The sequence below is a fragment of the Pseudomonas sp. genome (assembly GCF_035497915.1).
In the GTDB taxonomy this organism is placed as follows: Bacteria; Pseudomonadota; Gammaproteobacteria; order Pseudomonadales; family Pseudomonadaceae; genus Serpens.
Map to the genome: position 1 here is coordinate 20,154 of NZ_DATJCS010000031.1, position 19,439 is coordinate 39,592.

Consider the following 19,439-nt stretch of genomic DNA (forward strand, 5'->3'; position numbering starts at 1 on the left):
GATGCCATGACCACCGGCACGCCCGCGTACAACCCCGGCATCGACGGCCTGCGCGCGCTGGCCGTGCTGGCCGTGTTCGTCTTTCACCTCGATCACCGCTGGCTGCCGGGCGGCTTCCTCGGCGTGGACATCTTCTTCGTCATCTCCGGCTTCCTGATCACCTCCATCCTGCTCAAGGAGATGGCCGCCGGGCGATTTTCCTGGGCGGAGTTCTACCGCCGGCGCATCAAGCGCATCCTGCCGGCCTACCTGTTCATGCTCACCGGCGTGACGCTGGTGGCCTTCCTGGTGATGCTGCCCTACGACTTCAAGAAGTACGCGGTCTCCGCCTTCTCGTCGCTGTTCTTCCTTTCCAACCTCAACTATGCGCTGCGCCAGGGCGACTACTTTTCCACCGACGCGGAACAATGGCCGCTGCTGCACACCTGGTCGCTGGCGGTGGAGGAGCAGTTCTACCTGTTCTGGCCGGTCATCCTGTTCGGGCTGTTCGCGCTGCTGCCCGCGCCGGCCAGGCGGCGGCGCCTGTTGCTGCCCGTACTGCTGGCCTTGACGCTGCTGTCGGTGCTTGGCGCCAGCTGGCTGTCGGGCGACAGCACCCTGGCCAAGTGGAGCTATTACAGCGTGTTCACCCGCGCCTTCGAGTTGCTGGTCGGCGCCGGCCTGGCCGTGCTGAAAGTGGAGGGACGCCTGCCGCCGCTGGATGCGCGCGTTACCGCGCCCGCCCTGCTGGTGCTGCTGGCCAGCCTGGTGCTGCACGACGCCAGCCTGCCCTTCCCGTCCTTCACGGCGCTGATTCCCTGTCTGGCCACCGCCATCCTGCTGGCCGGCGCGCCCCGGGGGGCCGTCTACAGGCTGCTGTCCTGGAAACCGCTGGTGGGTATCGGGCTGCTGTCCTACTCGCTGTACCTGTGGCACTGGCCGCTGGTGTCCTTCACCCGCTACCTGTTCGATTTCGGCAATGGCGAATTCCGCCTCGCGCCGAGCCAGGCGGCAGGCGTCGTGGCGGCGGCGTTTGTGCTGGCCTGGTTTTCCTACCGCTTCATCGAAACCCCGATCAAGAACGCCCGCCTGGGGTTTCGACCGGCCTTCGTACGCTTCTGCGCCGTGCCCAACGCCCTGGGCGCGCTGGTGTTCGGCGCGATCTTCCTTAGCCACGGCGCGCCCTTTCGCCTGGATACCGAGGCGGCGCCGGCCCGGCTGGCGTTCAACTCCATCGACAAGCAACAGTGTCCGGATTTCGTCAGCCTCGGCTGTCCGGGCGGCGACCGGGACAGCCCGCGCCGCTACCTGATCATCGGCAACTCCTATGCCGAGCATTACTTCAAGTTCTACGACACCCTGGGGCGGGCGGCGGGCATCCGCGTCGACCTGGCGGCCAGCGGCGGCTGCGGTCCCCACGACAGCGAGCGCAAGTGCCTGAGCGTCTACAACTACGTGTTCGAACATGAACGGGATTACGACGGCTTCATCCTGGTGCAGGCCTGGAGCAGCCTGAGCCAGGTATCCGCGTCACGCTATGCCATGGCCATCGGCGAATACCTGCAGCGGCTGAAGTCGCTGGGCCGCCCCATCCTGCTGGTGGCCGGCATGCCGCGCTTCAACGCGGACATCGACAAGGTGGCCAACCACGCGCGCCTGTTCGGCCTGGGCAGCCCGCCCATCGAGGTGCGCGCGCTGGAAGACCACGCGCAGGAAAACGCCACCCTGGAGCGCTACAGCCGCCGGCTGGGCACCAAGTTCGTCGATCCGTTTCGGGAGGTCACCGCCTCGGGGCTGCGGCTGCAGCATCTGGACGCCAATGGCACGCCCTGGTATCGGGACTCCAACCATCTCTCGGTCTACGGCGCCGAGCGGCTGGCCCGCCACGTGCTGGCCACCCTGCCGGCGCCGGAGATCAGCGCCCGGTATTTCCCCTGACCGCCCACCCGCGCCGGATGGGCGGCAACGTCCATCAGCGCTTGAGGAAGCCCAGCACCAGGCCGACGGCCAGCAGCCCGACCCCCACCCAGAATGCCACCGGCTCATAGGTCGATCCGGTCAGGCCGCCGGCCAGGCTGCACAGGCCACCGTTGCTGTACAGGCAGGTCAGCGCCTTGTTGAACCCGGCGCCGAGCTCCACGGCCTTCTGCCCGAAGGTCAGGCCCCACCAGACCACCGCGACCAGGGTAACCAGGACACCCGCTTTGAATAGAAGGGAACCAAGTTTCATGTTGCGCTCCTCGAACAAGTCACCCGCTGTCTATCCGTGCGCGGGGATACCATCCCTGAATGATGGCTTTAAGCTACTAATTCGAAGGGCCGCTTGTCTATCGGACCGATGGACACCGCGTTTGCCTAGCCAGAAACGAAAAAGCCCCGCCGAAGCGGGGCTTTCCTGTTCAGGGCGCAGACGATCAGGCGTCGATCAGCTCGCCCTTTTCCTTGCCCTTCTGGGCTTCCAGCGCGGCGGCCTGCAGGGCGGTCAGGGCGATGGTGAAGACGATGTCGTCCACCAGCGCGCCGCGCGACAGGTCGTTCACCGGCTTGGCCAGGCCTTGCAGCATCGGACCGACGCTGATCACCGAGGCGCTGCGCTGCACCGCCTTGTAGGTGGTGTTGCCGGTGTTCAGGTCGGGGAAGATAAACACGGTGGCCTGGCCGGCGACCGGGCTGTTCGGCGCCTTGGACTTGCCGACGCTGAGCACCGAGGCGGCGTCGTACTGCAGCGGGCCGTCGATCGGCAGGCCCGGGGCGCGCTCGCGAGCGATGCGGGTGGCTTCGCGGACCTTGTCCACTTCCGCGCCGCTGCCGGAATCGCCGGTGGAGTAGCTGATCATCGCCACGCGCGGATGCACGCCCAGGGCCACGGCGGACTCGGAGCTCTGCAGGGCGATTTCCGCCAGCTCGGTGGCGGTCGGGTTCGGGTTCACCGCGCAGTCGCCGTAGACCAGCACCTGGTCGGGCAGCAGCATGAAGAACACCGAGGACACCAGGTTGTAGCCGGGCGCGGTCTTGATCAGCTGCAGGGCCGGGCGGATGGTGTTGGCGGTGGTGTGGATGGCGCCGGAGACCAGGCCGTCCACTTCGTCCAGGGCGAGCATCATGGTGCCGAGCACCACGGTGTCCTTGAGCTGCTCGTCGGCCATTTCCGGGGTCAGGCCCTTGCTCTTGCGCATCTCGACCATGGGGCCAATGTAGCGGCTGCGGATGTTGTCCGGATCGAGGATCTCCAGGCCGGCCGGCAGCTTGACGCCTTGCTCGGCCGCCACGCGGGCGACTTCTTCCGGCTTGGCCAGCAGCACGCAACGGGCAATGCCGCGTTCCTGGCAGATGGCGGCGGCGCGGATGGTGCGCGGCTCGCTGCCTTCGGGCAGCACGATGCGCTTGTTGGCGTCCTGGGCGCGCTTGACCAGCTGGTAGCGGAACGCCGGCGGCGACAGGCGGATCTCGCCGCGCGGGGCGCTGACATGGCTGCGCAGGTAATCAGCGTCGAGGTGCGCGGCGATGTAGTCGGTGACGCGGCTGGCGCGCTCGATATCGTCCGCCGGAGTTTCGCGGTTCAGGCCGTGCAGGGTGGTGGCGGTGTCATAGGAATTGCTGGCCACGCTCAGTACCGGCAGGCCGCCGTCCAGTGCCGCCCGGCACAGCTCGAGGATGCGGGCGTCCGGGGCAAAGTCGCTGGTCAGCAGCAGGCCGGCCAGCTTCACGCCCTTGAGCGAGGCCAGGCTGGCGGCCAGGATCACGTCGTCGCGATCGCCGGGGGTGACCACCAGCACGCCGTTCTGCAGCAGCGGCACGATGTTCGGCACGGTGCGCGCGCACAGCACGATGTCGGTGACGCGGCGCTGTTCGGCTTCGCCATTGTTGAGCACCTTGGCGCCCATCAGTTCGGCGATGTCGCGGGCGCGCAGCGCGTTGAGCTCGGTATTGAAGGGAATCGCGCCCAGCAGGCGGAAGTCCTTGCCACCCAGCGCCGGCAGGAATTCCTTGAGGCGCTCGGCCAGGCCTTGCTGGCCCTCGGCCTTGTTGAGGATCAGGCCCAGCAGCTTGGGCTCCTTGATGCCGCCGAACAGCTGCGCCTGGATCTCGATGCGCTCGGCCATGCGCTGCAGCTCGTCACGGCCCTGGGCGGCGACCAGGATCACCTCGGCGTCCAGGCTCTTGGCCAGCTGGCTGTTCAGGCGCAGGGTGTAGTTGGACTCGCGGGTCGGCACCATGCCTTCGACCACCACCACGTCCTTGCCGGCCGAGGCCTGCTGGAAGCGGCTGACCACGTCTTCGAGCAGCAGGTCCACGTCACCGCTGGCCAGCTGGCGCTCGGCCTGCTCCAGGCTGATCGGCTCGGCCACTTCCAGCTGCAGGGTGCGCTCCACCAGCAGGCAGGAGCGCTCGCGGCCCTGATCGACCGGGAACGGCTGGGAAATCGGCTTGAAGTAACCGACCTTCAGGCCGGCCTTCTCCAAGGTGCGGATCAGCCCCAGGCTGATCGAATTGAGGCCGCCGCCAAAACCGGTGGGGGCGAGAAACAGTGTGTGCATGGAGTCTCCTTCGGAGGCGCAAAGACGCCTCTGCTGCGAAAAGCGTGGACCAGATGACGAAAACCCGATGCCACTGGCTATCGGGTTTTCGGTCGGAGCGTCAGACGATCAGTCGAGCAGTTCCAGGGTATCGAGGGCGATCTGGCGCTCCTCGTTGGTCGGCACCACCAGGATGCGCGGGCTGCCTTCGGCCTGGATCTGGCCGGCGACGCCGCGGGTGCAGCGCGCGTTGGCCTCGGGATCGATGGCGAAGTTGAACACCTTGAGGTGCTCGATGGTACGCGCCCGCACAGCGGCGGAGTTTTCACCGATGCCGCCGGTGAACACCAGGCCGTTGACCTGCGGCAGGGCGCAAGCCATGGCGGCCAGCGACTTGGCCAGGCGGTAGCAGAACACCTCGAACGCCAGGGTGGCGCCGGCATGGCCGCTTTCCAGGGCGTCGTGCAGGGTGCGCATGTCGTTGGACAGACCGGAGAGGCCCTTCAGGCCGCTCTCGCGGGTCAGCATGTTGTCCACCTGCTCGATGGTCCAGCCCAGGGTGCGGGTCAGGTGGATGTGCAGCGCCGGGTCGACGTCGCCGCTGCGGGTGCCCATCACCAGGCCTTCCAGCGGGGTCAGGCCCATGCTGGTGTCGCGGCTTTCACCGTTGACCACCGCGCAGGTGGAGCAGCCGTTGCCCAGGTGGGCGACCAGCCAGGCGCTGTCGTCCACCGGCAGCTGCAGCATTTCGGCGGCGCGCTGGCTGACATAGCGGTGGCTGGTGCCGTGGAAACCGTAGCGACGCACGCCGTGCTCCTTGTAGAGGAACTCCGGCACCGCGTAGCGGTAGGCGTAATCGGGCATGGCCTGGTGGAACGCGGTGTCGAACACCACCACCTGCGGCAGGCCCGGGAACAGCGCCATGGCCGCCTCGATGCCGACCAGGTTGGCCGGGTTGTGCAGCGGGGCCAGCTGGGCGTTGGCACGGATGCCTTCCAGCACGGTGTCGTCGATCAGACAGGAGGCGGTGAAGTCCTCACCGCCGTGCACCACGCGGTGACCGATGCCGTCCAGCTTGCCACCGGCAACGTCCTGGGCCAGCGGCAGAATGGCTTCCAGCGCTTCGCGGTGGGCGCCGTTGGGAATCTGACGGGTTTCCTTGGCGCCATCGCCAATCTGCCACTGGACCACAGCCTCGGGGCTACCGAGCCGCTCAGCCAGACCCTGGAACGGGAAGGTGGCCTGGCTTTCGTTGACCAGAGCAAACTTGAGAGACGAACTACCGCAGTTGATCACCAGAATATTGCGGGCGGACATACGAATTCCTGAACGCTTCGACCTGACCCGGGGGCCACGCCTGATTGAAATTATGGGTTTGGGCGTCCGGCGTTCTTGTGGAAGCCTGGACTGAATCAGGGGTATGACGGAATCTTGTCACGCACCTTTGCGTGAGGCAGTTCCCCTTTAGTCGAAGCCGAAGCGCACACAGCCGGCTTGGAATTTCAAGCAGTTAGCCGCGAACGTGAGCGCTGCGAGCGCGCATCAAACGACCACAAGCCCGTCAGAAACGCGGCTTGCGGCCAGTTACGGCTGTTTTAGGGGAAAGTCGGCGCGCCTGCCTTGATCCAACTTAACGCCGAGCGCAGGAAACCTGGCGCCACCTGCGGCCGGTTGCCGCACACGGACGAATGGCGCGCTCAGTGCTGCAGGTGTCCGTACAGCCTGGCGTACAGCCCGCCCTCGGCGATCAGGCGCTGGTGATCGCCCTCCTCGGCGATGCGCCCGCCATCGAACACCAGCACCCGGTCCGCCTGCTTAACCGCCGAGAGCCGGTGGGCGATGGTCAGCGTGGTGCGCCCTTCCAGGAAGCGTGCCAGCGCCTGGTGCAGGGCATATTCGGTGGCGGCGTCGAGGGCCGAGGTGGCTTCGTCGAGAATCACCACCTTCGGGTCGGCCAGCACCATGCGGGCGATGGCCAGGCGCTGGCGCTGGCCGCCGGACAGACGCACGCCGGAACGCCCGACCACACTGTCCAGCCCGTCCGGCAGCTGGCGCACGGTATCGGCGAGTTGGGCGATTTCCAGCGCCCGCCAGCAGTCCGCGTCGCTGCGCTCGCGGCCCATGCTCAGGTTGGCGCGCACCGTGTCGTTGAACAGCGCCGGATGCTGCAGCACCACCGCCACCTGCTCGCGTACCCGTTCCAGACCGATGTCTTCCAGCGCCACGCCACCGAAGCGGATGCTGCCCGCCTGCGGCGTGTAGAGACCGAGCAGCAGCTGCACCAGGGTGCTCTTGCCGCCGCCCGAGGCACCGACGATGGCCACCTTCTCGCCCGGGGCGATGCTCAGGTCGAGGTGATCCAGCACCGGCTCGTCGCGGTAGGTGAAGCTCAGCCCGCGCACCTCGATGCCCACCGTGCGGCGGCCGGCGAACGGGTCCTGGCCGCCGGCATGCTGCGGCTCGTCGGCGCGCGCCAGCAGCTGGTTGATGCGCGCCAGCGCGCCGCCGGCGGCATAGAAGGCGTACTGCAGGCTGAGCAGCTGTTCCACCGGGCCGATCATGAACCACAGGTAGCTGAACACCGCCAGCATCTGGCCGATGGACAGGTCCGAGAACAGCACGGTGAGCATGGCGGCGGCGCGGAAGATGTCGATGCCGAACTGGAACAGCAGGCCGCTGGCGCGGTTGGAGGCATCGGTCTTCCACTGGGTGGCCACCGCCCGGTCACGCACCTCGCGGGCGGCCAGGCCGAGCCGGCCGAGGAAGAAGCCCTGGCGATTGCTGGCGCGGATCTCCTGGATGGCCTCCAGGGTTTCCGTCAGCGCCTGGGCGAAGCGCGCGGTGCTGTCGTTCTCCAGTTTCTTGAGCTGCTTGACGCGTTTGCCCAGCTGCACGGTGGCGTAGATCACCAGCGGGTTGAACAGCAGGATCAGCAGCGCCAGTTGCCAGTGCATCCACAACAGGATCGCCGAGGTGCCGGCCAGGGTCAGCAGCGCCACCAGGAAGCGGCTGAGGGTTTCGCCGACGAACTTGTCCAGGGTGTCCAGGTCGGTGAGCAGGTGCGCGGTCACGGTGCCGCCGCCGAGGCTCTCGTATTCGCCGAGGGCGATGCGCTTGAGGCGCTCGATCAGCCGGGCGCGCAGGCGGTAGACGATGTCCTTGGACAGCCGCGCGAACAGGCGCGCCTGCAGCACGTTGAACACCAGGGCGAACAGGCGCAGCGACAGGCTGAACAGCAGCATCAGGCCGATGTAGCCGGCCGCCACCTGCCAGCCGTCCGGCAGCAGGCGATCCATGAAGCGCAGCGCGGCGCCGGCCTGGCCGAGCAGCACCTCGTCGACCAGCAATGGCAGCAGCAGCGGAATCGGCACGCTGCACAGGGTGCCGAGCACGGCGAACAGGTTGGCCAGCAGCAGGGACTTGCGGTGTCCCAGCGCCAGGCGGCGAATGTCGGCCCAGGTCAGCCGGTCAGCCACGCACGCCCCGCTCCAGCCAGCGATCCAGCAGCGGCGCCAGGCTTTCCAGCGGCTGATAGCCGTTGGTCAGCAGCGCATACTGGCCGTCGCGCTCGGCCAGCAACGTGGGAAAGCCGGCGATGCCCAGGTTCTCGGCCCAGGCGAAGTCCGCCTCGGTGGCCTGGCGCTGCGCCTGGCTGTCGAAGCCCTCGGCGAAGGCGCGCCGGTCGAGGCCGGCCTGTTCGGCCAGTTCCACCAGCAGCTTCGGGCGGGTCACATCGCGCCGCTCCACATAGAAGGCCTGCTGGATCAGCCCGAGCAGCCGGGTGGCGCCCTCGCTGGCCAGGGTGCGCGCGGTGACCAGCGCGCGGCAGGCCGGCTCGGTGTCGTAGATGAGGTTTTCCGGCAGGCCGCCTTGCAGGTCGAAGGGCTGGCCGGTGGCCTGCTGCACCGCCTGCCAGTGGTTCTGGATGCGGGCGCGACCCCGCTCATCCATCACCTGGGACTCGCGGCGCAGACCGCCCGCCACCAGGTGCAACGCCACCCCGGCCTGGCGGGCCTGCCCGGCCAGCGCCTCCACCACCGGGGCGAAGCCCCAGCACCATGAACACATGGGATCCATGACATAGACCAGCCGGGCCATTGGAGTCTCCTGACGCGGATGGGCTGCCGGGGCAGCTCGAAGATGATAAAGAACGCAGGGGCTCGGCCCCCGACCGGTATTAGTGCAGACCGCCGCCCCGGCAGGTCGGCGAGGCCGGCGCGCCACCCTGGGCTGCCCACTCCTCGGGACTGTAGGTGTGCAGCGCCAGCGCGTGGAACTGACCGATCAGCTCAGCCAGGCCGCCATAGACCTTCTGGTGACGCTTGACCGCGTTCAGGCCGGCGAACTGCTCGCTGACCATCACCACCTTGAAGTGACTTTCCTCGCCACGATGGTGCATGTGGCTCTCGTCGAGGACTTCCAGGTGCTGTGGCTGCAGCGCCGCCAGTGCGGTCTGGATACGCTCACGCATGTTCATTCGGGTTACCTGCCGAAAGGGGACGGGGGTTTCGCGGCGCGATTTTGCGCCTCGCCGCCGTCCGGCTCAACCCGTTACGCCGTGTGGTCATTGTCGCAGCTGCGCTGCAGAATCGCCGGGAACCCGCAACCACCGCGCCAGCCTAACCCGGTTACAACCACAAGGGAGACGCTCGATGAGCCGCACCGAAACCGACAGCCTGGGCCCCATTGACGTGCCGGACGCGGCCTACTGGGGCGCGCAGACCCAGCGTTCGCTGATCAACTTCGCCATTGGCCAGGAACGCATGCCATTGCCGGTGGTGCACGCCCTGGCGCTGATCAAGAAGGCCGCCGCGCGGGTCAACAGCCGCAGCGGCGACCTGCCGGCGGATGTGGCGCGACTCATCGAGCAGGCCGCCGACGAGGTGCTGGCCGGCCAGCATGACGACCAGTTTCCGCTGGTGGTGTGGCAGACCGGCAGCGGCACGCAAAGCAACATGAACGTCAACGAGGTGATCGCCGGACGCGCCAATGAAATCGCCAGCGGCCAGCGCGGCGGCAAGAGTCCGGTGCACCCCAACGACCACGTCAACCGCTCGCAGAGCTCCAACGACAGCTTTCCCACCGCCATGCACCTGGCCGCCGTGCGCGCCGTTCAGCAGGACCTGCTGCCGGCCATCGCCGAGCTGCGCGGCGGGCTGGCCGAGCAGTCGCTGCGCCATGCGCAACTGGTCAAGACCGGGCGCACGCACCTGATGGATGCCACGCCGATCACCTTCGGCCAGGAGCTGTCGGCCTTCGTCGCCCAGCTGGATCACGCCGAACAGATCATTCGCGCCGCGCTGCCGGCGGTCTGCGAGCTGGCCCAGGGTGGCACCGCGGTGGGCACCGGCCTGAATGCGCCGAAGGGCTTTGCCGAAGCCATCGCCGCCGAGTTGGCCGCCCTCTCCGGCCTGCCCTTCGTCAGCGCGCCCAACAAGTTCGCCGCCCTGGCCGGCCACGAGCCGCTGGTGACCCTGGCCGGCACCCTGAAGACCCTCGCCGTGGCGCTGATGAAACTCGCCAACGACCTGCGCCTGCTCGGCTCCGGCCCGCGCGCCGGCTTTGCCGAGGTGCGCCTGCCGGCCAACGAGCCGGGCAGCTCGATCATGCCCGGCAAGGTCAACCCCACCCAGTGCGAGGCGCTGTCGATGCTGGCCTGCCAGGTGCTGGGCAACGACGTGGCCATCGGCTTCGCCGCCAGCCAGGGCCATCTGCAACTGAACGTGTTCAAGCCGGTGATCATCCACAACCTGCTGCAATCCATCCGCCTGCTGGCCGATGGCTGTCGCAACTTCAACCGCCACTGCGTGGCCGGCCTGGAGCCGGACGCCCGGCAGATGGCCGCGCACCTGGAGCGCGGGCTGATGCTGGTCACCGCACTCAACCCGCACATCGGCTACGACAAGGCGGCGGAAATCGCCAAGAAAGCCTATGCCGAGGGCATCACCCTGCGCGAAGCCGCCCTCGCCCTCGGCCACCTGAGCGAAGAACAGTTCGACGCCTGGGTGCGCCCGGAGCAGATGCTCGAGCCTGGGCAGTAGGCCGGCTCGGCAAACCTGTAGGGACGGCTACGCCTTCGCCCGCCTGTGCCCCAGCGCCGCAACCGCCGAGCCCGCCACCACCAGCAGCGCGCCGCCGTAGGCCAGCAGGTTCAGCTGCTCGGGAATGACGTGGGCGGGCCACCAACTGGCGGCCAGCGCCACGCCGACGAAGGTGATCAGCGGCGTCAACGCCAGCGCCGCGCTGACCCGCGAGGCTTCCCAGTGGGCCAGCGCCTCGGCGAAGGCGCCATAGGCCACCAGCGTGTTCAGGCAGCAGGCCACCAGCAGCCAGAACTGCAGCGTATCCAGCTCCAGTACCTGCGCCGGCGACGCCCAGGGCGTGAGCAGCAGCGTGCAACCCAGGTAGATCACCATCATCACCTGGAAGGACGTCCATTTATTCAGTAGCTGTTTCTGCGCCAGCCCGTAGATCACCCAGACCACTGCCGCCAGCACCACCGTCAGCACGCCCAGGGTGTATTCGCTCAGCGACGTCAGCAGCTCGCCGAGTCGCTGATTGAAGAACAGTCCGAAGCCCAGCAGCAGCACCAGCAGGCCCAGGAACTGGGCAATGCTGAAGGCCTCGCGGAACACGAACAGGCTGCAGATCAACAGCAGGAACGGGGCGATCTGGATCACCAGCTGTGTGGTTCCCGGACTGAGCACGCTCAGCCCCATCAGGTAGAGCACGTAGTTGCTGACCAGCCCGGCAATGGCCAGCACCACCAGCGCCCCGCCCCGGCGGCCCAGCGGCCGGAAGGCCGGCAACCCGCCGCGCGTGCCCAGCCAGACCAGCAGGATCAGACCGGAGCTGAGCAACCGGTACCAGGTGACGGTGACCGGGTCCATGACCTCAAGCACCAGCTTGAGCTTGATCGGCAGGATTCCCCAGAGAACGGCCGTGACCATGGCCAGGGACAGGCCGAGGAGCCAGCGGCCCGAAGAAACGTGCATGCATACCTCTGTAGACGGGATTCAAACGAATGAAATGACCCGCGAGTCATCTCCGGAAGGGCTTTTCTGTTCAAAGGCTTAGACCTTTTGACGTGAAGCATGTCACAGATATCAAAATGCCTTAACTTAGCCTTAACCCAAACCTCGAGGCGTCGACACGTGCGTACCTGGCTCACCCAATTTTCCCTCAAGACCCGACTGGTTGCCCTGATCTCCCTGCTCTGCCTGCTGATGCTGCTGCTGGTCGGTTTTTCCCTCTCCGGCATGCGCGACAGCAACAGCGAGCTCACCCACCTGTATTACGAAGGTCTGCTGCCCAGCGATCAGCTCAATCGCATGACCAATGAAATGCACAACGCGCGCGCCCAGTTGCTGCTGGCGCTGCAGCACGCCCCGGGCAGCGATTATGAAAAGGCGCACAACCATGACGTGAGCATGCACTTCGATGCGGTCGATCAGAACCTGCGTAACATCCAGGCGCTGCTGCAGACCCTGATGTCCAGCAAGATGGACGAGCAGGAGCGCTCGCTGGCGCAGGAGATGCAACGCGCCATGAGTCAGCTCACGGACCAGGGCATCCGGCCCACGCTGGAGCTGATGCGCAGCGGCAATTACGTCATGGCCAACGGCTTGCTGCTGACCCGCCTGCAGCCGGCCTTCGCCAAGGCCATCGAGCAGGTGCAGGCGTTCTCCGACAACCTGCACGTGCACGCGGTAAGCACCTACACCGCCGCCGACAGGCATCTCGAGGCGCTGGTGTTCTGGCTGAGCCTGGTGCTGGTGCTGACCCTGCTGCTGGTGATCGCCCTGGCCTGGGCCACCCTGCAGGGCATCAGCCAGGCGGTGGACGCCCTGCTGCAGGGCGGCAAGCGTATAGCCGATGGTGATCTGGTGCACCGCGTGGCCTATCGCGGCCGCGATGAGCTGGGCAAGATCGCCGACTGCTTCAACGTCATGGCCGATCACATGCAGGACACCCTCAAGGAGCTGTCCAAGGCCGTGGAACAACTGGCCGCCGCCGCCGAACAGACCGCCGCGGTCAGCCGCCAGACCAGCGAGGGCATCCACCGCCAGCACCTGGAAACCGACCAGGTGGCCACCGCCATGCACGAGATGTCCGCCACCGTGCAGGATGTCGCCGGCAACGCCGCCAGTGCCGCCCAGGCCGCCGAGAAGGCCGACAGCGAAGCCGAACACGGCCAGCAGGTGGTGACGCAGAGCATTCAGGTGATCGACAGCCTGGCCCGCGAGGTGGAACACGCCGCCAAGGTGATCGGCGAACTGGAAGACGCCAGCGCCACCATCAGCTCGGTGGTGGACGTGATTCGTGGCATCGCCGACCAGACCAACCTGCTGGCCCTCAACGCGGCCATCGAGGCGGCGCGTGCCGGCGAACAGGGTCGCGGCTTCGCCGTGGTCGCCGACGAGGTGCGCTCGCTGGCCTCGCGTACCCAGCACTCCACCGAAGAGATCCAGTCGATGATCGAAAAGGTGCAGAGCGGTGCCCGCCGCGCGGTCGAGGTCATGGAGAAGAGCTGCGAGAAGGCCGAGGCCGGTCGTGGCCAGGTGGCCGATGCCGGTCGCGTGCTGGAGCAGATCACCGCGGCGGTGGCGACCATCAACGACATGAACGCCATGATCGCCTCGGCGGCCGAGGAACAGAGTTCGGTGGCCGAGGAGATCAACCGCAACATCACCAACGTCAGCGAAATCGCCGAGGACACCGCCGATGCCTCGCGTCAGAACGTGGAAACCAGCCGCGAACTGAGCAGCCTGGCCAAGCACCTGCACGGTCTGGTGCAGCAGTTCAAGCTGTAACGGCCTGGCCACCCTACGCTCTGGCTCACCGCCGGGGCGTCCGTAGGGCGGCCATGCCAGCGGCACGGCCGCCAGGGTGGCCAACGCCACGCGTTGACCACCCTACCCATCGGCTTCCGTAGGGCACGAAGCGGGACACGGTCTGCGACCTTCACGGCCTTGAGCGCAGGCCAGCCCGCCCGTTAGCCTGCCCGTCCCGCCATCAAGGACTGATCGCCGTGCCGACCCACCGCCCCGTCACTGACGCCGACCTTCCCGCCCTCTGCGCCCTGCCCCGCACCCCGGAAGAGCTGTACTACTGCTTTCCCAGGGCGCAGTTCCCGCTCACGCCAGAGCAACTGCGCGCCGCCATCGCCCAGCGCAGCGATTCGACGGTGGTCGAACTGGACGGCCGCGTGGTGGCCTTCGCCAACTTCTACCAATGGGCCGAAGGCGGCACCTGTGCCATTGGCAATGTGATGGTGGCCGCCGATGTGCGCCGACGCGGCGTCGCCTCCTACCTGATGAAGGTGATGTGCGCGCTGGCCTTCGCCAAGCACCAGGCCGCCGAGGTGAAGGTCTCCTGCTTCAACCACAATACCGCCGGCCTGCTGCTCTACCCCCGCCTCGGCTTCACGCCGTGCGCTATCGAGGAACGCCGCGACCCGGCCGGCGCGCCGGTGGCGCTCATTCACCTGCGCCTGCCCCGCGACATCGCGCCGCAGCCCGACAGCCCTTCCTCCGTTTGCTGAGGGGGTAGAGTCAAACCCGAGTCAATGTTCAGGATCGTGCGCATGAAAACCATCGGCCTTATCGGCGGCATGAGCTGGGAATCGACCATTCCCTACTACCGGCAGATCAACGAAACCCTCAAAGCGCGCCTCGGCGGACTTCATTCAGCGAAGCTGGTGCTGTTCAGCGTGGACTTCCACGACATCGAGCGCCTGCAGCAGGCCGGCGACTGGGCGGCGGCCGGCGCCCTGCTGGCCGATGCGGGCCGGGCGCTGGAACGGGCCGGCGCGGACTTCCTGGTGCTGTGCACCAACACCATGCACAAGGTCGCCGGTGATATCGAAGCGGCTGTCTCCATTCCGCTGCTGCACATCGCCGACCCGACCGCCGACGCCATCAAACGCGCCGGACTGTCCAGGGTCGGCCTGCTGGGCACCCGCTTCACCATGGAGCAGGACTTCTACCGCCAGCGCCTGCAGCAGCACGGACTCGTGGTACTGACGCCCGACGAGGCGGACCGCGCCGTGATCCACCGCGTCATCTACGAGGAGCTCTGCCTGGGGCACATTCGCGGCAGCTCCCGCGAGGAGTACCGGCGCATCATGGCCGCACTGGTGGAACAGGGCGCCGAGGCGATCATTCTCGGCTGCACGGAAATCTCCCTGCTGGTGGACAGCGAGGATGCCGCCGTGCCGCTGTTCGACACCACCGCCCTGCATGCGCGCCGGGCGGCGGAAGCGGCGCTGGACTGACGCACTCGGGGCGGTATCATCGCCGCCCCTTTCGCCGCCGACTTCCCGCGCATGACCGACAACCCGCTCACCGAGCTGTACCGGGACGACTGGCTGCTGGCCGTGCACAAGCCCGCCGGGCTGCTGGTACACCGCAGCCCCATCGACAAGCACGAAACCGAATTCGCCCTGCAATACGCCCGCGAACTGAACGGCGGCGAACACGTCTACGCGGTGCACCGGCTGGACCGCCCCACTTCGGGCCTGCTGCTGTTCGCCCGCGACCCGCACACCGCCAGCCTGCTCGGCCAGGCCATGATGGCCAACACCGTGCGCAAGACCTACCGCGCCCTGGTACGCGGCTGGCCGCCGGCATCCGGCCTGATCGACCACGCCCTCAAGGAACACGCCGTGGATAAGCGGCTCAAGGACGAACCCCAGCCCGTGCGTGAGGCGCAGACCCGCTACAGCCGCCTGGCCAGCACGCAATTGCCGGTCGAGATCGAAGGCTTTCCCACCAGCCGCTACAGCCTGCTGCAACTGCACCCGCTCACCGGCCGCAAACACCAGCTGCGCCGGCACATGCAACACCTCAGCCACCCGATCATCGGCGACACCAACTACGGCCGCACCCGGCACAACCACTACTTCGCCGAACGCTTCGGCTACAGCCGCCTGATGCTCGCCGCCACCAACCTGCACTTCACCCACCCGGTCACGGGCGAAGCCATGCACCTGCAGGCGGAGCCGAGTGAGGATTTTCAGCAGGTGGTGCGGGGGATATTCGAGGAAGGTGCGGCTGGCCCCATCGCCCCGTAGGGCGGTCAAGCCACCGGCTTGGCCGCCGTGGGTGGCCAACGCGAAGCGTTGACCACCCTACAGACCAGCACCGCAACTTCCGTAGGGCGATCAACGCCTTTCTGGCCACCAAACCATTACTCGTAATGGCTCCAAAGCCGGAGCACCTTAACCACGTGCTCCTCTTCGAGCACCTGATACACCAAACGGTGCTGAATATTGATCCTGCGTGAATAGGCGCCAGCGAGATCGCCAACCAGCTTTTCGAAGGGAGGCGGCTTTCGATAAGGATCTTCCGCAAGCAGCATCAGCAGCTCCTGAGCTTTCGGTTTGAGACCACTTGCCGCCAGCTTCCTCGCGTCTCGCTGGGCCTGTTTGGTGTACACCAGCGTCCATGTCACCAATCAAGTTCCTTCTCGCATTCCTCAACGGGTGTCTCCATCCCCTCGCGGATGGACTCGCGCATGCCCGGAACGGACAGTAGATATAGCGTCTCCTGGATAGCGGCCCAGTCTTCTTCAGAGACCAGAACAGCCTTGTTTCGCTTGCCCAGAATCGTGATCGGTCGATGAGATTCCGCAGCTTCGTCGATCAGCCGGTAAAGGTTGCTGCGGGCCTCTGTGGCGGAAATTCCTGTCATGGCACTCGCCTCCTGTTTTGGCGTGAGTGTATGCGCCGCTTTACGTACGTCAAGGCGTACGTTACGTACGGTCGAGTGCGGCAGGGTTGATGAGGGTGGTGATCTCCCGCTTCACCCCGGGAAGCGCATCGAACAACGCCCGATGCGCCCAGGCATCGTCGCGTTTGTAGTAACCCGCTACCCAAGTCTGCAAGTTCTCCAGCATCGCATCCTGCTCCTCCCGGGAGGCGTGCTTGTGCGGCCCCATGAACGCCGCCGGTTGTTTTCCAGACAGGCTTCCAGGCCGGGATTAAGAAAGATCAGCTCGGTGCAGTGCTGCGCCGCAGCCGCCACCACGGCTTGCGGGAAACCTGGAAGAAAAGCCGCACGCAGCGCATCAACCTGCTGCGCGGCATCCTGCGCGAGGCGGGCATCGAAGCCCCTACCACGACTGCAGCATTTCTACGAGCGGCGCCCACGCTGGTGGACGGCCCGGAACTGGCCCCGCTGCGCTCATTCCTGCATATCGTGCTGGCCGAAATCGCCCTCTACGAGCAATGCATGGCCGAGAGCGAACAGCAACTGAAGCGCTGGCATGCTGAGGACGCCATCGTGCGCAAACTGGATGAGGTCAGCGGCATAGGTGTGCTCACCGCCAGCGCCCTGAAGGCGGTCGTAGGCCAGCCCGAGCGCTTCGCCAATGGTCGCCGACTTAGCGCCTGGCTTGGCATGACGCCCCGCGAGTTCAGCAGCGGGGAGCGCCGAAAGCTCGGACATATCAGCCGACAGGGCAATACCTATGTGCGCACCCTGCTGATCCATGGCGCACGGGCGGCGTTGCTGGCCGCGCAACGCTGTCAGGCGCGAACGCCGGAAAAACTCACTCGCCTGCAGCGCTGGAGCCTGGAAACCGCCGCGCGCATTGGCCACAACTAGGCTGCGGTCGCGCTGGCCAACAAACTGGTCAGGATCTGCTGGGCGGTGTGGTGCCACGAGCGGCGCTTCAGCGGTGACTGGCAGAGCGCAAGACCCGCCTGACGGCGGGAGTAATCAGTGGATGTGAGGTGCTTTTCGGGTGGTTGTGGTGAGCAGCGAAACTGTCGAAACAGGCGAGTCCTGCAGCGGAGCAAGGCCGATAACAATCATGATCCCGGTGATCGATTGAACGCTTGGCCCCCGCTGCGCGAACTACAGAATGGCCAGGGCGAAACGCCCACCACAGGCCGGATATACGAATGCAACCGCACTGACGACAGGATCAGAAAAAGCTTTCCTCACCGCTTGTAGGGAGAGTCCATATACGCATTGTTAGAAGGCAACTCATGCTTTATTTTTGCCGTATTTAGCGACAAAAATCTCAGCCTCTTTCATTGTTTTTGGGTACTCCGCAAGGTAGCCACCTTCTAAGTGTATGGATTGATACACAAGGCCTGAATCTACAACGAATTTGACGATAATCCATGCATTCACATCGTCTTTTTTTGGTGCTTTGAATTTTCGACTTAGGCGCACGGTTTGGCCGCCGCAATCAGGGCATTTGCGCGGTTCTTCAGATATAGGGCGTCGAAAAGATTTGCGGCACGCAAAGCATACATTAGGAAAGAGGTAAGCGTTTTTAACCTTATCTGGCGTGAAGTACTTGTGATGCTTGAAGTCCGACACGGTGTGCCCTTGCCTTCTAACGCCGCCAACACGCGCAGCTTTGTAGTGAAGGCGAAGCCGCAACGAAAAAGCTGTCGCTGTGCTTGGCTTGGTTAGGCGACATCCCTATTGAGCCCCAGAAGTTCGCGTATTTTCTCATTAGTTATCTTCTGGCGGTGGAGCAACCACAATATTGCCGTATGCCCAAACACTTGTGATATTGCGCCTATCGTTTGAAGGTGCACCAATGTCACCTCTGAGCGATCGGGTGATTTAACTACCGCTTCAGACTTTCCGTGTGTTTCCAATGACATAAACCTGTAGAAAACCTGGTACAGGTGGAGAATTCCAGATTCACGGGCTTGCTGCTCAACAGAAACGCCCTTTTTCGGCTTGCTTCGAGCCGACAGAAATTCATCAGTGACGTCCGCGCCATCTTCTTTTGCTTTGACGGAGAGCAGGCCGTCTTTCATGGCCATTTGGGTAAGCCTATCAAGTTCATCTATCGAGAATTCAGCGTACCTTGCCGCCCGTTCTGGATCCGATATCACCCAATGGAGCGATATGAACAACTCCAATAATTGCCGCGACAAGATACCCAGTGCTGTCGGGTTTTCTGACAAGCCGAGATCCGTAGCTCCCCGAATGATTTCTGAACCCCTGAGAAGGATTCTGCGTACCGGTTCATCTATTGGGGACGAACTATCCGACCATTTATCCTCTGACGACTGCGCAAGCATCTTCGAGTGAGTGATTAGGCTTTCACAGATTTCTTTTAGTCCTGGCACCGAGATCTCCTATGCGCCTAACGTACGGAGCTAAGCGCCACTCGTGCTTGCACGAGTGTGTGACTTAGCGACTGGTTGTCCAGCAATACACACCGCTCTGCGCAGCAGAGCATGTAAATGCAATGAAAACTCAGGACGGTGGAAAATCGAAAAACTTCGGCGTACCGCTGTATAGAGACTCGGTCCGCGCATTAGCTTCGCTATGCTCGACCGAGTCTCTATACAGCGGAATAGCTGCTTTTTCGGCTTTCCGCCACCCTGATTCCTTGCCATTTACAGTTCACCTACTACATTGCGTCATATTGTCTGGGCAACGCCCGCCACACGGGCGAGCAACTTGTTGCGAGTCCAGCGCCGCAGGCGCGATGTGCTGGCGCTTGTTATGGCTTTCAAGTATTGCTTGTAAGAGAAGCATGCTCGACAAGCTCAGCATTTATAAAAGCAGAAATCATTGCACGATAAACAGCCTCAACGACATCGGGATTAGCATCCAGTTCATGAGCAAGCGTTCGAACTTTAGAGATTACCTGCTCAACTCTCTGCGGCGCCTTAACGTCATCGGTGGATTTCTTGAAACGCGCTGCCTGCATGACGAAGCCACCGCGCTCAGCGATTAAAGCTACAATCTTGCGATCAATTACGTCGATGTTCGAGCGAACTTCCTCAAGAGAACTGCAAGTTACTGCTTTGTTCAATTTTTACTCCTTGCTTTTGAGCCATAACGTACGGAGCTAAGCGCCACTCGTGCTTGCACGAGTGTGTGACTTAGCGACTGGTTGTCCAGCAATACACACCGCTCTGCGCAGCAGAGCATGTAAATGCAATGAAAACTCAGGACGGTG

Annotated in this window: 19 protein-coding genes and 1 pseudogene; 7 read left to right on the forward strand and 13 right to left on the reverse strand. The window is 64.8% G+C overall.

Going from position 1 to position 19,439, the window contains the following annotated elements; genetic code table 11:
- Positions 1-6: 6 nt before the first annotated feature.
- On the forward strand, positions 7-1,917 hold the full coding sequence (locus tag VL129_RS09465; RefSeq protein WP_325412427.1) for an acyltransferase family protein: 1,911 nt from the start codon (positions 7-9) through the stop codon (positions 1,915-1,917).
- Positions 1,918-1,951: 34 nt separating this feature from the next.
- On the opposite strand, the gene VL129_RS09470 is transcribed toward VL129_RS09465, so the two are convergent.
- The 6 genes from VL129_RS09470 to VL129_RS09495 all read right to left on the reverse strand — a co-directional run bounded on the left by VL129_RS09470 (position 1,952) and on the right by VL129_RS09495 (position 8,973).
- Positions 1,952-2,209: a hypothetical protein gene (locus VL129_RS09470; protein ID WP_325412429.1), complete on the reverse strand. Its 258-nt coding sequence runs from the start codon at positions 2,207-2,209 to the stop codon at positions 1,952-1,954.
- Positions 2,210-2,393: 184 nt separating this feature from the next.
- Positions 2,394-4,517, reverse strand: a complete 2,124-nt coding sequence (gene pta, locus VL129_RS09475) for a phosphate acetyltransferase (RefSeq protein ID WP_325412431.1) — start codon at positions 4,515-4,517, stop codon at positions 2,394-2,396.
- 108 nt (positions 4,518-4,625) lie between these two features.
- On the reverse strand, positions 4,626-5,813 hold the full coding sequence (locus VL129_RS09480) for an acetate kinase (RefSeq protein ID WP_325412433.1): 1,188 nt from the start codon (positions 5,811-5,813) through the stop codon (positions 4,626-4,628).
- Between the two features lie 380 nt (positions 5,814-6,193).
- Positions 6,194-7,972, reverse strand: a complete 1,779-nt coding sequence (locus VL129_RS09485) for an ABC transporter ATP-binding protein (protein ID WP_325412435.1) — start codon at positions 7,970-7,972, stop codon at positions 6,194-6,196.
- Positions 7,965-8,594, reverse strand: coding sequence for a DsbA family protein (locus VL129_RS09490; protein ID WP_325412437.1), 630 nt, complete (start codon positions 8,592-8,594; stop codon positions 7,965-7,967). The genes VL129_RS09485 and VL129_RS09490 overlap by 8 nt, the downstream gene beginning before the upstream one ends.
- Before the next feature lie 79 nt (positions 8,595-8,673).
- Complete coding sequence (locus VL129_RS09495; protein WP_325412439.1) at positions 8,674-8,973, reverse strand: BolA family protein; 300 nt, start codon at positions 8,971-8,973, stop codon at positions 8,674-8,676.
- 175 nt (positions 8,974-9,148) lie between these two features.
- On the opposite strand from VL129_RS09495, the gene VL129_RS09500 reads away from it, so the two are divergent.
- Complete coding sequence (locus tag VL129_RS09500; RefSeq protein ID WP_325412442.1) at positions 9,149-10,537, forward strand: class II fumarate hydratase; 1,389 nt, start codon at positions 9,149-9,151, stop codon at positions 10,535-10,537.
- A 27-nt stretch (positions 10,538-10,564) separates the two neighbouring features.
- Here VL129_RS09500 and VL129_RS09505 read toward each other — a convergent pair whose 3' ends face one another.
- Positions 10,565-11,491, reverse strand: coding sequence for a DMT family transporter (locus VL129_RS09505; RefSeq protein ID WP_325412444.1), 927 nt, complete (start codon positions 11,489-11,491; stop codon positions 10,565-10,567).
- A gap of 159 nt (positions 11,492-11,650) precedes the next feature.
- Between VL129_RS09505 and VL129_RS09510 the strand changes: the two genes are divergently transcribed.
- The 4 genes from VL129_RS09510 to VL129_RS09525 all read left to right on the forward strand — a co-directional run bounded on the left by VL129_RS09510 (position 11,651) and on the right by VL129_RS09525 (position 15,570).
- A complete protein-coding gene (locus tag VL129_RS09510; protein WP_325412447.1) occupies positions 11,651-13,309 on the forward strand; it encodes a HAMP domain-containing methyl-accepting chemotaxis protein in 1,659 nt (552 codons plus the stop codon).
- A gap of 218 nt (positions 13,310-13,527) precedes the next feature.
- Positions 13,528-14,040 (forward strand): GNAT family N-acetyltransferase, encoded by a 513-nt coding sequence (locus tag VL129_RS09515; RefSeq protein ID WP_414705183.1) that lies wholly within the window; start codon positions 13,528-13,530, stop codon positions 14,038-14,040.
- A gap of 42 nt (positions 14,041-14,082) precedes the next feature.
- On the forward strand, positions 14,083-14,772 hold the full coding sequence (locus VL129_RS09520) for an aspartate/glutamate racemase family protein (RefSeq protein ID WP_325412449.1): 690 nt from the start codon (positions 14,083-14,085) through the stop codon (positions 14,770-14,772).
- 51 nt (positions 14,773-14,823) lie between these two features.
- Positions 14,824-15,570, forward strand: a complete 747-nt coding sequence (locus VL129_RS09525; RefSeq protein ID WP_325412451.1) for a pseudouridine synthase — start codon at positions 14,824-14,826, stop codon at positions 15,568-15,570.
- A 116-nt stretch (positions 15,571-15,686) separates the two neighbouring features.
- On the opposite strand, the gene VL129_RS09530 is transcribed toward VL129_RS09525, so the two are convergent.
- The 3 genes from VL129_RS09530 to VL129_RS09540 all read right to left on the reverse strand — a co-directional run bounded on the left by VL129_RS09530 (position 15,687) and on the right by VL129_RS09540 (position 16,394).
- Complete coding sequence (locus tag VL129_RS09530; protein WP_325412453.1) at positions 15,687-15,950, reverse strand: Txe/YoeB family addiction module toxin; 264 nt, start codon at positions 15,948-15,950, stop codon at positions 15,687-15,689.
- Entirely contained in the window at positions 15,947-16,189 is a 243-nt protein-coding gene (locus VL129_RS09535) for a type II toxin-antitoxin system Phd/YefM family antitoxin (protein WP_325412455.1), read from the reverse strand. The genes VL129_RS09530 and VL129_RS09535 overlap by 4 nt, the downstream gene beginning before the upstream one ends.
- Before the next feature lie 61 nt (positions 16,190-16,250).
- Positions 16,251-16,394 carry a hypothetical protein gene (locus VL129_RS09540; RefSeq protein WP_325412457.1) on the reverse strand — a complete coding sequence of 48 codons (144 nt, stop codon included), beginning with the start codon at positions 16,392-16,394 and terminating at the stop codon, positions 16,251-16,253.
- A gap of 128 nt (positions 16,395-16,522) precedes the next feature.
- Between VL129_RS09540 and VL129_RS09545 the strand changes: the two are divergent.
- Positions 16,523-17,206: pseudogene (locus tag VL129_RS09545) on the forward strand (IS110 family RNA-guided transposase); the annotation flags it as partial.
- Between the two features lie 282 nt (positions 17,207-17,488).
- On the opposite strand, the gene VL129_RS09550 reads toward VL129_RS09545, so the two are convergent.
- The 3 genes from VL129_RS09550 to VL129_RS09560 all read right to left on the reverse strand — a co-directional run bounded on the left by VL129_RS09550 (position 17,489) and on the right by VL129_RS09560 (position 19,292).
- Entirely contained in the window at positions 17,489-17,830 is a 342-nt protein-coding gene (locus VL129_RS09550) for an FmdB family zinc ribbon protein (protein ID WP_325412459.1), read from the reverse strand.
- 92 nt (positions 17,831-17,922) lie between these two features.
- Complete coding sequence (locus tag VL129_RS09555; protein WP_325412461.1) at positions 17,923-18,597, reverse strand: DUF5677 domain-containing protein; 675 nt, start codon at positions 18,595-18,597, stop codon at positions 17,923-17,925.
- Positions 18,598-18,986: 389 nt separating this feature from the next.
- Positions 18,987-19,292 carry a chorismate mutase gene (locus VL129_RS09560; protein WP_125867756.1) on the reverse strand — a complete coding sequence of 102 codons (306 nt, stop codon included), beginning with the start codon at positions 19,290-19,292 and terminating at the stop codon, positions 18,987-18,989.
- Between the last annotated feature and the right edge of the window lie 147 nt (positions 19,293-19,439).